At 61.0% G+C, this 12,312-nt stretch carries 13 protein-coding genes and 1 tRNA gene; 7 read left to right on the top strand and 7 right to left on the bottom strand.

All coding sequences use genetic code 11. From position 1 onward, the window contains the following. Position 1: 1 nt before the first annotated feature. Positions 2-703, bottom strand: a complete 702-nt coding sequence (locus ACDC66_RS05755) for a ComF family protein (protein ID WP_376695731.1) — start codon at positions 701-703, stop codon at positions 2-4. A 48-nt stretch (positions 704-751) separates the two neighbouring features. Here ACDC66_RS05755 and ACDC66_RS05750 point away from each other — a divergent pair, with 48 nt between their 5' ends. The 5 genes from ACDC66_RS05750 (at position 752) to ACDC66_RS05730 (ending at position 4,763) form a co-directional block, all read left to right on the top strand. Beyond that, complete coding sequence (locus tag ACDC66_RS05750) at positions 752-1,582, top strand: methyltransferase domain-containing protein (protein ID WP_376695730.1); 831 nt, start codon at positions 752-754, stop codon at positions 1,580-1,582. A 90-nt stretch (positions 1,583-1,672) separates the two neighbouring features. Further along, positions 1,673-2,029: a DUF3144 domain-containing protein gene (locus ACDC66_RS05745; RefSeq protein WP_376695729.1), complete on the top strand. Its 357-nt coding sequence runs from the start codon at positions 1,673-1,675 to the stop codon at positions 2,027-2,029. Between the two features lie 7 nt (positions 2,030-2,036). Further along, positions 2,037-2,113, top strand: a tRNA-Ile gene (locus ACDC66_RS05740). Between the two features lie 610 nt (positions 2,114-2,723). Further along, positions 2,724-4,424 (top strand): RCC1 domain-containing protein, encoded by a 1,701-nt coding sequence (locus tag ACDC66_RS05735; RefSeq protein ID WP_376695728.1) that lies wholly within the window; start codon positions 2,724-2,726, stop codon positions 4,422-4,424. Between the two features lie 3 nt (positions 4,425-4,427). Beyond that, complete coding sequence (locus tag ACDC66_RS05730) at positions 4,428-4,763, top strand: hypothetical protein (RefSeq protein ID WP_376695727.1); 336 nt, start codon at positions 4,428-4,430, stop codon at positions 4,761-4,763. Positions 4,764-5,231: 468 nt separating this feature from the next. On the opposite strand, the gene ACDC66_RS05725 is transcribed toward ACDC66_RS05730, so the two are convergent. From ACDC66_RS05725 to ACDC66_RS05710, 4 genes are all read right to left on the bottom strand, one after another. Then, positions 5,232-6,203 carry a tail fiber domain-containing protein gene (locus ACDC66_RS05725; RefSeq protein WP_376695726.1) on the bottom strand — a complete coding sequence of 324 codons (972 nt, stop codon included), beginning with the start codon at positions 6,201-6,203 and terminating at the stop codon, positions 5,232-5,234. After that, the gene (locus tag ACDC66_RS05720; protein WP_376695725.1) at positions 6,200-6,928 is read right to left on the bottom strand and encodes a hypothetical protein; all 729 of its coding nucleotides are present in this window, start codon (positions 6,926-6,928) and stop codon (positions 6,200-6,202) included. The genes ACDC66_RS05725 and ACDC66_RS05720 overlap by 4 nt, the downstream gene beginning before the upstream one ends. Before the next feature lie 173 nt (positions 6,929-7,101). Further along, a complete protein-coding gene (locus tag ACDC66_RS05715) occupies positions 7,102-7,407 on the bottom strand; it encodes a type I restriction-modification enzyme R subunit C-terminal domain-containing protein (RefSeq protein ID WP_376695724.1) in 306 nt (101 codons plus the stop codon). Further along, on the bottom strand, positions 7,353-7,931 hold the full coding sequence (locus tag ACDC66_RS05710; RefSeq protein WP_376695723.1) for a type I restriction-modification enzyme R subunit C-terminal domain-containing protein: 579 nt from the start codon (positions 7,929-7,931) through the stop codon (positions 7,353-7,355). The genes ACDC66_RS05715 and ACDC66_RS05710 overlap by 55 nt, the downstream gene beginning before the upstream one ends. Positions 7,932-8,119: 188 nt before the next feature. On the opposite strand from ACDC66_RS05710, the gene ACDC66_RS05705 reads away from it, so the two are divergent. Then, positions 8,120-8,914, top strand: a complete 795-nt coding sequence (locus tag ACDC66_RS05705; RefSeq protein ID WP_376695722.1) for a type IV toxin-antitoxin system AbiEi family antitoxin domain-containing protein — start codon at positions 8,120-8,122, stop codon at positions 8,912-8,914. Beyond that, positions 8,911-9,867, top strand: coding sequence for a nucleotidyl transferase AbiEii/AbiGii toxin family protein (locus ACDC66_RS05700; RefSeq protein ID WP_376695721.1), 957 nt, complete (start codon positions 8,911-8,913; stop codon positions 9,865-9,867). The genes ACDC66_RS05705 and ACDC66_RS05700 overlap by 4 nt, the downstream gene beginning before the upstream one ends. Positions 9,868-9,954: 87 nt before the next feature. Here the strand turns inward: ACDC66_RS05700 and ACDC66_RS05695 are convergent, their stop codons facing one another. Both ACDC66_RS05695 and ACDC66_RS05690 read right to left on the bottom strand, forming a co-directional pair. Next, on the bottom strand, positions 9,955-10,083 hold the full coding sequence (locus ACDC66_RS05695) for a hypothetical protein (protein WP_376695720.1): 129 nt from the start codon (positions 10,081-10,083) through the stop codon (positions 9,955-9,957). A gap of 331 nt (positions 10,084-10,414) precedes the next feature. Continuing rightward, the gene (locus tag ACDC66_RS05690; RefSeq protein ID WP_376695719.1) at positions 10,415-11,665 is read right to left on the bottom strand and encodes a hypothetical protein; all 1,251 of its coding nucleotides are present in this window, start codon (positions 11,663-11,665) and stop codon (positions 10,415-10,417) included. Positions 11,666-12,312 lie beyond the last annotated feature (647 nt).

Raw genomic sequence — 12,312 nt, 5'->3', positions numbered from 1 at the left:
CCTAGGCTCTCGCAACGACCCAGACATCAACCCGCTCAACACCGGATTTCTTCAACGCCCGCGCACAGGCATCCAGCGTCGTGCCGGTCGTCATCACGTCGTCGACCAGGGCGACATGCCGCGGGCGACAACCGGGCAGGCGCGCCCGAAAGGCGTTGCGGACATTGGCCCCGCGGCTGGCCGCCGGCAGGCCAGATTGCGCCGGCGTCGCGCGAGAACGCGAAAGAAGCGGTGACACGGGAATACCGCCGAGAAAACCCGACAGATCCTCGGCCAGCATTCGCGACTGATTGAAACCCCGCCACAGGTAACGCCGCCAGTGAAGCGGCACCGGCACCAGGGCCTGCGGCCGGTCTGTGCCAAGCGCCGCGAGACGACGGGCGCAAAGACCTGCCAGGACACGCCCGGCGGCCAGATCATGGTGAAACTTGAAACGATGAACCAGGCGCTCGACCGGGCCGGCGTAGGCGAATCCCGGCCAGGTGCGATCGAACGCCGGCGGGCGGCGGGTACAACGGCCGCATGCCCGGGTCGGCACCGGCATGGACAAACCGCAGCGACAGCACTGACTGTCGATGACCACCAGATCGGCCTCGCAACCACTGCAGCAATCGAGCCCTTCCCGGGCGCGCTGGCCGCAGATCAGGCATACTGGCGGTAGCAGCCAGCGACCGATTCCTGAAGAAACACTTTCCACGCGCATGACCGCCCGCCCCCGGATGGTTCCACACCACCTGAAAGGCTATCACCGATGACGACCGGATCCGACGCCCGCGAAGTCCGGCGCCGCTTCGATGTCGCCGCCGAGCGCTACGACGAGCACGCCGCCCTGTTCGACGAAGTCGGCCGCCGCCTGCTTGAACGACTCGACGGTTTGCGATTCGACCCCGAATGCATCGTCGATCTCGGCTGCGGTACCGCAAGACACGCGTTGGAGCTCCGGGAACGCTACCCCCAGGCCCGGTTACTGGCGATCGACGGCGCGCAATCGATGCTGGGCCAAGCCCGAAAACGGCGCGGCCGCTGGCGCCCCCGATTCGAATTGGCCTGCGCGGATGTGTCCCGACTACCGCTGGCCGAGGCGAGCGTCGACCTCGTCTACGCCAACCTGTCGCTGCAGTGGAGCGGCGACCTGGCCGCCACCCTGGCGGGCCTGCGCCGCATCATGCGCCCCCGCGGCCTGCTGCTGATGACCCTGCCCGGACCCGACACGCTGGTCGAATTGCAGCGCGTCGGCGCCGTGGTCGACGGCGGCACGCGCACCCACGCGCAGGAGCTGGGCGATTTGCTCACCCGCGCCGGATTCCAGGAACCGGTGCTCGACACAGACTGGCTCACGACCACCCACGGCGACCTCTCGAGCCTTCTCGCCGATCTCGAGCACCTGGGGCTGCGCTACACCCTGCCGGGCGGCACCGAATGGCTCGGCCTGAAAAGCGGGGATGGCGAAATCGCCATGACCTGGGAAATGCTCTACGCCACCGCCTGGTCGCCGGACGAGGGGCAGCCCATCCGAACCGAGCGCGGCGACGAAGCCAGCATTTCCGCCGCCAGCCTGGGCATCCGCAAGCGCCGCAACTGACGGCCAAGCCGTCATCGATCATGATATTCTTGCGCCTCTGCCGGCAGCGCCGCCTGCCGGGCACCAATTCACAAGATTTTCGAGCCAATCATGTCCGAACAACAGAACCAGATCGACGCCCATAACCAGGCCACCAACGAATTCATCGAGCTGGCCAACAAGATGGTCAACGATCGCGGATTCAACCAGAACGTGGTGTCCGCGGCACTGATGGCCGCCTCCGGCATTTACGCCACCTTCGTGGCCGCAGGAAACCAGGGCTTTCTCGCCGAAAACGGCGTGGAGAAGGTCGCCAGCATGTACAAGAACAACCTCAACTACATCCAGAAGCGCAAGAAGGAAGAGCTGGAAGCACAGGGCCTCCAGCCCAAGCCCATGGCCGAAGCCCAGGGCGACGCGCAGAACCCCGCCAGCACCAGCGCCGACACCAAGACCGATGACGACTGAAAATATCGGGCCCTTAGCTCAGCTGGTTAGAGCAGCCGACTCATAATCGGTAGGTCGCTGGTTCAAGTCCAGCAGGGCCCACCATTTCATTGAATCCTATGAGTTTACGGGAGGGTGACTCATAGACTTGCGGTCGGGTGGTCGGGTCGAGGCGTAGTGTGACTGCCCTCGGCTACTCCGACCCCAAGGCCGCGATGGGCTACAGCCACCTGACCAAGGTCACTGGGGGAGGCACGTTAAAAGCTGAATGTCCCCCGATCCATAAACACTTCGGACCCTCACGATGAGACCCACTCGAAGGTCTGATCTTGGGAGTCCAATGTATCCAGCACACTAAGAAACTCCAATCTGAATCCCAGATATCCAGAAAATCGGAGGCGGTCCCAAGCCGACCCGGGCGAAACCGGCTGCAATCGGGCACGCGCACTGATCAACCACGCACCGGCTTCGCCGGATTGCCATGGGGCGGGCTTTAAACTCCCTGAAGGGTTCATCCCAAACCCTTGTAACAGGACGATCATTTTCAAAAAAGATCCGCTACGAGGCACTTATCAATGCCTCCCTTCTCTGCATAGACACCCAAAGTTCATTCGGGAATACGTCGTGCCCGCGGATGGCAACGAATGTCAGCTATTTTGCCTAAACTGCGTATAGTGGTGGGTATACAGGCAATAAATGGCAGAGGGAAGCAAATATGATTCGTAGCATTACTTTGGCTTTTTCCCTGGGTCTTGCGCTCACGCTCCAGGCCGCACCGATTACCTACCAGGGCCAACTTGAAGATCCTGAAGGGCCCTATGACGGAAGCGTGACAATGCGCTTTTTGCTTTTCGATGCGCCGGATGGCGGCGAGCCCGTGGCCGTGCATGATGCCGGGACGGTCAGCGTGGTCGACGGGCTGTTCCAGGTTGAGCTGGAGTACGGCGATGTCTTCGACGGCCGCCCGCTGTGGCTGGAGATTGAAGTGGCCGGCAGCGTTCTAGCCGATAGGCAACGGGTGGGCGCCACCCCGCAGGCACGCTTTGCCCAACGCGATAGTTCGTTCTGCGATGCCGGCGGGCCACTGCTGGGTATGCGCGATGACGGCCTGCCGCTATGCGGCCTGGCCGGCGTGGTCGACATCGCTGCCGGGACCGATCATGCCTGCGCGGCACTCGACGACGGCAGTGCCTGGTGCTGGGGTGTAAGATCATCGGGTTCGCTGGGCGACGGGATCTTAGGCTCTTCAGACCGTGTATACGGTGCGGTTCAGGTCGAGGTCGACGATGGCGGAAACAATGGTGGCCCCCTGACCGGCGCCATCGGCGTTGCCGCCAGCGATGATTTCGGCTGCGCATTGGATTCAGACGGGCAAGTCTGGTGTTGGGGTGCCAACTCCGATGGCCAGCTTGGAAACGGTAGCAACGCCGACACGACTCGGGCAGTCGCGGTTATCAAGGGCACCGGCTCCCCTTTGGACAGTGCGGAGCAGGTGAGCACTGGGGAAAATCATGCCTGCGCAGTTGACGCTGACGGTAGCGTCTGGTGTTGGGGCTGGAATGGCCGTGGCCAGCTGGGCATTGGCAACACGATCAGCCAGAGCCGGGCGCAACAGGTCGTGGGAGAGAGCGCCGGAATTCTCAGCGGGATTGTTCAGGTTACAACAGGACGGGAACATACCTGCGCCGCCACCAAAGATGGTGACGCCTGGTGCTGGGGACAAGGCAATGCTGGCCAGCTGGGCAACGGCGAATCGGGATTTGACGCTAGTAGCAGTATTCCGGTCCGAATCCGCCGCAATGAAGCCAATTCGCTCACCAACGTTTTCAACGTCTCAGCGTTCGATAGCAGCACCTGTGCGGTTGTCTCCGATGGCGGGCAGAATCAGGGTTATTGCTGGGGATCCGCCTCCTCTGGACGATTGGGCAATGGCGAGTTCAGTGGAAATTTCGTCTTTCCACAGCAAATCAGAATCGCTGACGGTACGGCCGATGGCGGCCCGCTCGATCAATTGCACAGCATCGGCCAAGCCGGCGGCGGAGGCACGGGCTCTGGGGATCACGCGTGTGCAGCCCGAAAAGACGGCAGCGCCTGGTGCTGGGGATCTGGCGATGTAGGACAGCTCGGAAACGGGGTTGCTCAGCCCATGAGCATATCGCGTGCGGTTCGAGTCTACCAGGATCGCCTCGACCGTTTCGGAGCCGATGGCGGCGTGCTGACCCGCGTAGCGCAGGTCAGCACCTCCATGGACGAATTCAGCTGTGCTGTGGACAGCGGGGGTCGGGCCTGGTGCTGGGGATACAACCCAAGCGGCCAACTGGGATCGGAGCGTGGTTCCTTCCAGGACGATAACGTCTATGGCGGTACGCACACTGTGGCCCGCGCCATTCCGGTGCTGCGCCTGGTCGAGCAATAGGTCATGCGCTGGCATTTGAACCGATCTACTCTGCTGCGAACCATTGCCCTGGGGTTGGGCTTGGCCGTCGCGCCCGGCCTGCTTCTGGCCGAACAGCTGAAGCTAACCCGCAGCGTTTTTGCAACGGCCGGCACGCTCAAGACATGGACTGCCGACAATCAGTGGCGTGTTTCCGGCACGTTGGGCCAATGGGAAGCGACCCCTCCCCGCGCCGTGAGCAATAATAACTGGACTGTCACCGGAGGTTTCTGGACCCCGACGGCGACCGAATCCGAGCCTGAGCCGCCACCTACGGAAGATTTTATCTTCAGCGACCGCTTCCAAACGTCCATGGATTGAAAGCCCACGGCGCGCTTGGGGGATATTCAAACGGGACGGTGACCGCGGGGTGTTGTGGAGACCTGACTGGACGAGCGCTACGAGATCCTGGCACGAGCGGCCAGTCAGCGACTACTGGCGACCGTCTCCTTGACTTGCAGTGGGCAGTTGCTCCCCCCTGGAGACCTTCCAGTTCTTGGGAACAACGCCTTTAGGATCTCTTGCGGCTCCCCCTGTGGCGGGGACCAAGCGACCTCGCTAACCTCATCGTCGGGTCGCCCGGCCACTCGCCTACTCGCCTGGCAGAACTTCCCCACCGGCTGGGCGGCCCATTTCTCTCGAGTGAGGCATTCGGCGGCAACGGAGCGATCGGGCACCGACTCGGTGCAACCGGGCACTAGCCGGTCTAGATTGCCCTGATGAAGGGCACGGCGGCACTCACAAGGGAAAACCGAATCCCTTGCAACCATCTCCACCTATATCTAACCATCATGGCGCCACTTCGGACAGCTGACCGTGATCGACCAGCAGTGCTTCAAGAGCAGCCAGTCGATCTTCCAGCTCAGCGTTGCGTTCGGCCAGGCGGCGCAACTCGGTGTTCTCGTTTTCCAGCGCAGTCTGGCGCATGTCCAGTTTTTCAATCTGCTGCTGTTTGTGCTCCAGCTGCCCATACAGAGCCTGAATGGCGGCTAACGCCACGCCATCGGAATCGACCGTGGAAATGGTCTTGTCTCCACGGCCGAGTTGGAAGGCCGCAGCGAAATCCTGTGCCGTCGGTCCCAGGTGACGCACACCCTGATCGCTCTTGTACTCCCAATTGGTGATCGGCATCTGCACAACACCCGCTAGAATTTCATCGGGACTCACCGGCTGAAAGTCGGTTTTGGCATCCGCATCCGAACTGTTCGTCCAAGTTCCGCCGGCTGTCACGTGAGCCCCACTGTCCATATGCAGCGGATGCGAAATGTTGCCGTCGGTTCGGCCGATGCCCACATGACCATCGTCGGAGCGAATCTGTAAATGGGTGGAAGCCAGTGAAGTGCCGTCGTCGGTCATGCGGCCGATGCTCATGTGACCCGTTGTCGCATTCATCAACAGCGCGGCGACGCGCCGGTCAACCGGGGCATCCTCGGATTCCAACAGGATCGTGGGAGTCAGACTCACACCCCCCTTCATGTGCAGCATCCCAGTTGGCGCGTTGGTGTTGATACCCACTCCGCCCCTGGCACGGATGAGAAACTGGTCTTCACCGGTCGAGGCGAAGGTCGAGGAATCATCGGTCCAATCGGCCCAAACGAAGGTGCCATCGTGTTCGGCCTTTGCGTTATAGCCGGCGGCTAAGCTGTGGCTGCCCGAGGCTTCATTGTCGGCGCCGCCCGGAACCGTTGCCCGGATGCCGCTGGCGGTGTTGTTCGCACCGCCCCCAATGAATGCAATATCGCCACTGGCCTCGTTGGTCAAACCGCCCCCAATCGTTGCCCGGGCGCCGCTGGCGGTATTGACGGACCACCCCCGATCGTTGTAGTGAAGCTGCTGGCGGTGTTCTCCATCCCGCCCCCGATGGTTCCAAACGCTCCGCTCACGACGTTTGGAGAATCCCGGCGCCCGCCACCGGCAATGGTCGCACCAACCGTACCGGCCTCGACCTCATTGCTCGAACTACCACCGATCCAGTTGGGCGAAAATAGATTTGCAGAGATTGCAGGCTCCAGCCGCAACACACGCTGACCATCCACCCGAATTTCCAGCGGCTGGTCATCCGTGGTGCCGATAAAGTCGACGGCCGGGTCGGTGCCGGCATTACCGCCACGGTTCCAGTACAGGTCCTCGGGCATATTAAGCACGCTCAACGCCGTCGGAGCCGGCGCAATCCGCTGGCGCGGCTCGAGCACGGAGCCGGCGACCTCAATCTCGAGATAGCGTGGTCTCTGCGAAAAAGCCTCGCTGCCAAAATCAAGCTCGACCTCGAACAGGCCATCCTGAACCGATACGGCGGCAATGCTCACCTCACTGCCGATCTGGCCGTCTCCGGTTTCGCTGTCGAACAGCCTGAACGCCATTTTATGCGTGTCGGTCACGGGGCCGGCGGCATCTTGCAGCTGGCCCTGGTAGGTGATCGCGGATTGGGATGCCAATACCGGCAGTATCAGGCCCAGAAAGGCCAGAGCAATTACGAGATGTCTCATGAAATCTTCCTGATGTACGAACGGTTGTCGTGGCATGCGCCGTAGACCGGCACGCCGAAAAACCGGTGGCGTCAAATACAGGGTACGCGAAATTGGACTTCCCACGGTCTCGTGCGCACTTCCTGTTGGCAACCGGCTCCATCGAAGGGTCTGTTCTGAGACTCTCGGACAAGTTATTCGACAAACAGCGGACTGTTTTGGTTTAGGACCCACTGAAAATCCACGAATGCAGTGCGAATGTCGGCGACGGTACCCAACTCCCGAACAGCATCGTTGACGCTGTGATACTTCAGGTCGATGAGGTGGGGGAGTTTTTCCGGATCGAGTTCGGTGACACCGCGCTCGACGTAGTGGTCGAGTACGAATTCCAGAAACTCCTTCTGGGCGTAGTCGATGCCCTCGAAGATCATTGGCCGATGTGACTCTACGCGTTCGGCGCGGCTGATCGGCGGGCGCGCCCAGGCGATGTAGGCAAGCACGTCGAACAGGTCGCTGTTTCGGTATCGATCAGACGGCCGATCTCGCGGAGCTGCTCGGTGCCGTAGCCCTTTTCCTCCAGGCCTTCGAGCAGGGCCTTGCGTGTTTCAGGTTTGCTCCAAAGCTCGCGCAGTTCGTCTTCGTTTCGGAACAGCTCGGGCAGTTCGCCGAAGAGCTGTTCGACGAGCTGCGCTCCCGACATTGGTTTTCCGTCGGGGCTCCAATAGCTGGTCGCGCTCATGTGCTGGATTTTGCGCTCCTTGCCATCCGCCAGCTTGATCTTGAGCTTCCGCGGTTGAGGGCCTTCCCCCGGCTCCTGGGGTTCATCGGCGGGGTCAGCCGGCTCCGGATCACCTGGCTTCGGTCGCTCCGGCCTCGGCTCGACCGGCTCCGGCTCGATCGGCTCGCCGTCCCACTCTGGATCGTTGAAGTATTCGTAGGCTTTCACGAAGTCGTAGATAGTGAAATAGTCCTTGCCGTCGTACAGACGCATGCCGCGGCCGATGATCTGCTTGAACTCGATCATGGAGTTGACTGGCCGCATCAGCACAATGTTGCGTACGTTGCGGGCATCTACGCCGGTCGAGAGCTTCTGCGAGGTCGCCAGAAGCCGCCCGCCCAGGCGCGTATCCCGCTGTACCGATCGACGTCTACTTGATGTATCTGCCCGATAAGCATAAACTATTTATGCCTTCACAACATTATCATCAAGTCATGGAGCCTGGAACGTTCCTAAAGCGGCACAGGATATTTCGCGTCGAAGAGTTCGAGGCGGGGACCGGGCTGCGTGGAGCGGGCCGCAAGACCTCCCTCGACTACCACCGCAAGCGTGGCCATATCCTTCCGATTCGCCGAGGACTGTACTGGGTGGTTCCGCCGGGTATGACGCCGGCAAACTGTCCTGTCGACCCGTTCCTGGTCGGCGGACATATCAGCCCCGACGCTATCCTCGCCTACCACAGCGCCCTGGAGCTGCAAGGCCGCGCCTATAGCAGCTTCAACGAGGTCCAGTTTCTCACCGACCGTAAGGTACGCCCTTTCGACTTTCGGGGCACGCATTACCGCGCGCTGAACACACTGCCGGCACTTGTCCGCACGGGCCAGCAGGATCTCGGAATGGAGACACTGGATCGCGCCGGCATATCCATCCGGGTAACCGGACTCGAACGCTGCCTGGTGGATGCGCTGGACCGTCCCGAACTGTGCGGCGGCTGGGAAGAAGTCTGGCGCTCGCTCGACATGATCGAGTACCTTGACCTCACACTCGTATGTCGCTACGTCGCCGCCCTGGGCAACGCCACGACCGCCGCCAAGGTCGGCTGGTATCTGGAAGTCAACCGCAACCCGCTGATGGTCGATGATCAAGCGCTCGAAAAGCTATGCCGGTTGTCTCCGTCCAGCCCGCATTACCTGAGTCGCGGCAGCAGCGAACCCACCCGGTTTCTGTCCCGGTGGAATCTGGTGGTTCCGTTGTCTGTAGCCGAGCGGAGCTGGGAGGAGCCCACATGACGCTGTCGGCGGAATCCCTGAACCGGCTCGCCGGCGAAACCGGCTTCCGCATCGAGTTCCTGGAGAAGGTCGACCGGTTGGTGGAACTCTTGCAGGCGCTGTTTGACGATCCATTCCTCGCAAGCCGGCTCACCCTGAAAGGCGGAACCGCACTCAATCTGTTTCACTTCGGCCTGCCCCGTCTGTCGGTCGATATCGACCTCAATTACATCGGGGCTCTCGATCGGGAAAAGATGCTTGGCGAACGACCACAGATCGAGCAGAGAATCCAGGCCATTGCCGGGCGCCATAATCTCTCGCTCATTCGCGCACCCAGCAGCCACGCCGGCTGCAAGTGGAGCTTTCGCTACAGCGATGCGTTCGGTGGGGGTGGAACTCTCGAAGTCGATCTCAACTACCTCTACCGGCAACCACTGTGGCCGCTGCAGCGACTCGACTCGCAGCCGCTTGGCACTATCGTTGCGCGTGGGATTCCGGTTCTGGATATTCACGAACTGGCCGGTGGAAAACTGGCGGCACTGTTTTCCCGCACGGCCGCCCGCGATCTGTTCGATGCCCATCATCTTCTGACCGTTTCACGAACCGATCCATCGCGTCTGCGTGCTGCATTCATCCTTTACGGCGCCATGAACCGCCGCGACTGGCGCACCATCACGCTGGACGACGTCGACGTCGGCTACCGGGATGCACGACGCAACCTGTTCCCCCTGCTTGTTCAGCACCAACTGACACGCCGGAAGGAGCAGGAGGAAATGCTCGAACGACTGATCGGCGAAACGCGTCAGGCCCTGGCATCGCTGCTACCTCTCGACGAAATCGAGCACGAGTTTCTCCACCAGTTGATCGAGAAAGGAAGTATCCGCCCTGACCTGCTGGAGCTGGAGCCCGAGCTGGCAGCCCATCTCGACAACTACCCGGCGTTGCAGTGGCGGGCACAGCAGGCCCAACGATGAAGCACGAACGCGGACCCAGACAAACCGTCACCATTTTTTGATTTGGGGTGACGGCTTGTCTGAATATCGCCCGCAGGTCGGCGCCGCTTAGGCCGTGGCCGACTCGATCTCGCGCTCGGCGCGGTCGGCGGTCAGTTCGCCGGAGAAGGCTTTCTGGAGGAGGGATTGCTTGAGCTCTACTAACCTTGCCTTCTTTGTCGTGTAGATTAAAATCAAGCGCTGTGTATGCTCCTGCAATGCGTCGAGTCGAGCAATTACTTCTCTCTGTTGGGCAGAATTCTGATTGGGAATTTGGAGCGATCTCAGCAGCCGTAGCGAAACGGTCTTCTGAGCTGTCCCAGTGGCTCCGGATTCCGCCTGATCTCTAACGAACCTCGAAAGCAACATGTGCTCCAGCCATTGGCTCCGCACATCCGTTTGGGGTCGAATCAGTGCAAAGCCGGCTCCCGCGAGGGAGCCGGCCGGGGAAGGTTACTTGCCGTGACAGGCACGAACAAGGACCGATAACGGGCCCGCGAAAGTCTATACGGGCAACGGCGAGCAACGATCAATCGTCGCCGTCGCCGTCGTCATCGTCATCGTCATCGTCATCGTCATCGTCGTCGTCGTCGTCACCATCGTCGTCGTTGCCGACAACAGGGAAGTCGACGTGGAAAATTGACACGCCATCCTCGAAGATCTCCACCAGCTTGCCCCTGGGGTCGAAATCGAGCAGCAACGTATCGGTCTCCTGCGGAAAGCGGAATTCAAGTTCACCCTCCGTGCCTTCGTCGTCGGCCGTGACCAGGATTTCTCCACGTTCGATTCCATCGACCAGGACGGCGTAACTGCCAACCGGGATGTTTTCGACCTCGATTTCGAATTCCACCTCGTCGGAGCCCTGTTCAAACTCGGCTTCGGCCTCGCCATCCGGATACACACCGTCGTTGTTGAAGTCGACTTCGATCTCGCTGTCGCCGAAGGGAGGTGCATCCTCTTGGCCCGGCGTTACGCCGTTTTCCGGTGCCATGTTGGTCAGGACGATCACGCCGTCGTCGAGCACGTCGATGATCTGGCCGCGTGGATCGAAATCCAGCAGAAGGGTATCGTCCGTTTCAGGCGAGCGGAATTCGATTTCGCCTTCAGTATCCCCCTCGTCGTCTTCGATCACCGTAATCGTGCCGCGTGTAATCTCGCCGACCTGAAGCTCGTAGTCGCCTGCCGGAAGGTCTTCGATTTCGACTTCGAACTCGGCCTTGCCCGGGCGGATCTCGAATTCCGCCTCACCCTCGGCGCCGACGTGAACCCCGGTGGAGACGAGGTCGACATCGAACTCCTCCAGCCCGGTACCAGGCTCTTGATCATCGCCAATGCCGCCGCTGCAAACCGCACCGGGCTGGTCGGTCAGCCGCTCGATTCTGAACTCGCCGCTGCCGACCGTACTGGTCTCGAAGGCCACCTGTCCGGTCAGGCAGTTCTCGAACGAGACCTCCATCGTGCCGACCTGCTCGCCGAAGTTACTGCCTTCCTCGGCTGGCTGCATAAAGGTGACGCCTTCCACCTCGAAGACCGCCGCATCGATGCTGTCGTCGTCCAGGTCGCCCTGGGCAATCAGCCAGGCGGGATTGCCCTCGTCATCAAAATGGGCCCAGTAGATCACGCCGGTGCGCTCGCCGCTGGGCAGGCGCGAAATCGCGATGATCAGGCCGTGGTTCTGCTGATCGGGCTGGGCCCACCAGCCCGTGAAGCCGCCGGTAACCATCTGTGCCGAGGCGGACGAGGCCATGAGTGCCACGGCGGCAAAGACTAATGCTGCCAAGCGGTATCGAATGGGATTTTGCGTGTTGTCGGGGTGCATCTGGATTCGCTCCTGGACTCTGCTGTCATGTGGATGAATCCCCCTTGCTTGGCGGCGTTCCGCTTTCGAATAGAACCGCTATCAAAAGTGTAACGCCGCATTATCAATTTCAGGTATTGGTTTTTTACAAACTGCCATGAACTCGATCACATCACGCCTTCTTGGCGTGATCTGACCAAGCCCGCAGCACTCTAACGGAACCAGCCGGGACGAACAGTGTGGCGCCGCACATAAGCTTGGGTTCAGTCGGGAAATAGGCGCAGCTTCGAGCGCTGCGCCACCGGCCGAAGCCATGGCTGATCTGGCGCCGTGCGTTCGGACTCGCACGCCGCTATGCGACCGGCGCGACGATCAGTTCGAATTCCTTCAAGGCTGTTGACAGCTCGTCCCGAAACTGAGTAAATAGGGTTATGAGTTTCGAACCCGCCAAACATTTCAACTGCGCAATGTGCATGTGCATGTGTCTGCAAGCCTCTGCTGCGGATGCGTGTACGGCTGTGTTCTGATCCACTAGACCAAACCGAATCACGTAAAAACCCGCAGCGGCCTGGCCGGTGCGGGTTTTTCTTTGTCCAACCCCCTCATCTGTCTTCCGCTGCGGCAACCGC

It is taken from the genome of Wenzhouxiangella psychrophila (genome assembly GCF_042310375.1).
Classification (GTDB): Bacteria; Pseudomonadota; Gammaproteobacteria; order Xanthomonadales; family Wenzhouxiangellaceae; genus Wenzhouxiangella.
The sequence above is the reverse complement of the archived record's forward strand: the minus strand, read 5'-3'. Positions and strand labels throughout refer to the sequence as shown.

Bases quoted from the DNA above. Each gene is read 5' to 3' on its own strand.
- ACDC66_RS05755 (WP_376695731.1), bottom strand. From the start codon at position 703: ATGCGCGTGGAAAGTGTTTCTTCAGGAATCGGTCGCTGGCTGCTACCG.
- ACDC66_RS05750 (WP_376695730.1), top strand. From the start codon at position 752: ATGACGACCGGATCCGACGCCCGCGAAGTCCGGCGCCGCTTCGATGTC.
- ACDC66_RS05745 (WP_376695729.1), top strand. From the start codon at position 1,673: ATGTCCGAACAACAGAACCAGATCGACGCCCATAACCAGGCCACCAAC.
- ACDC66_RS05735 (WP_376695728.1), top strand. From the start codon at position 2,724: ATGATTCGTAGCATTACTTTGGCTTTTTCCCTGGGTCTTGCGCTCACG.
- ACDC66_RS05730 (WP_376695727.1), top strand. From the start codon at position 4,428: ATGCGCTGGCATTTGAACCGATCTACTCTGCTGCGAACCATTGCCCTG.
- ACDC66_RS05720 (WP_376695725.1), bottom strand. From the start codon at position 6,928: ATGAGACATCTCGTAATTGCTCTGGCCTTTCTGGGCCTGATACTGCCG.
- ACDC66_RS05710 (WP_376695723.1), bottom strand. From the start codon at position 7,931: ATGATCGAGTTCAAGCAGATCATCGGCCGCGGCATGCGTCTGTACGAC.
- ACDC66_RS05705 (WP_376695722.1), top strand. From the start codon at position 8,120: ATGGAGCCTGGAACGTTCCTAAAGCGGCACAGGATATTTCGCGTCGAA.
- ACDC66_RS05700 (WP_376695721.1), top strand. From the start codon at position 8,911: ATGACGCTGTCGGCGGAATCCCTGAACCGGCTCGCCGGCGAAACCGGC.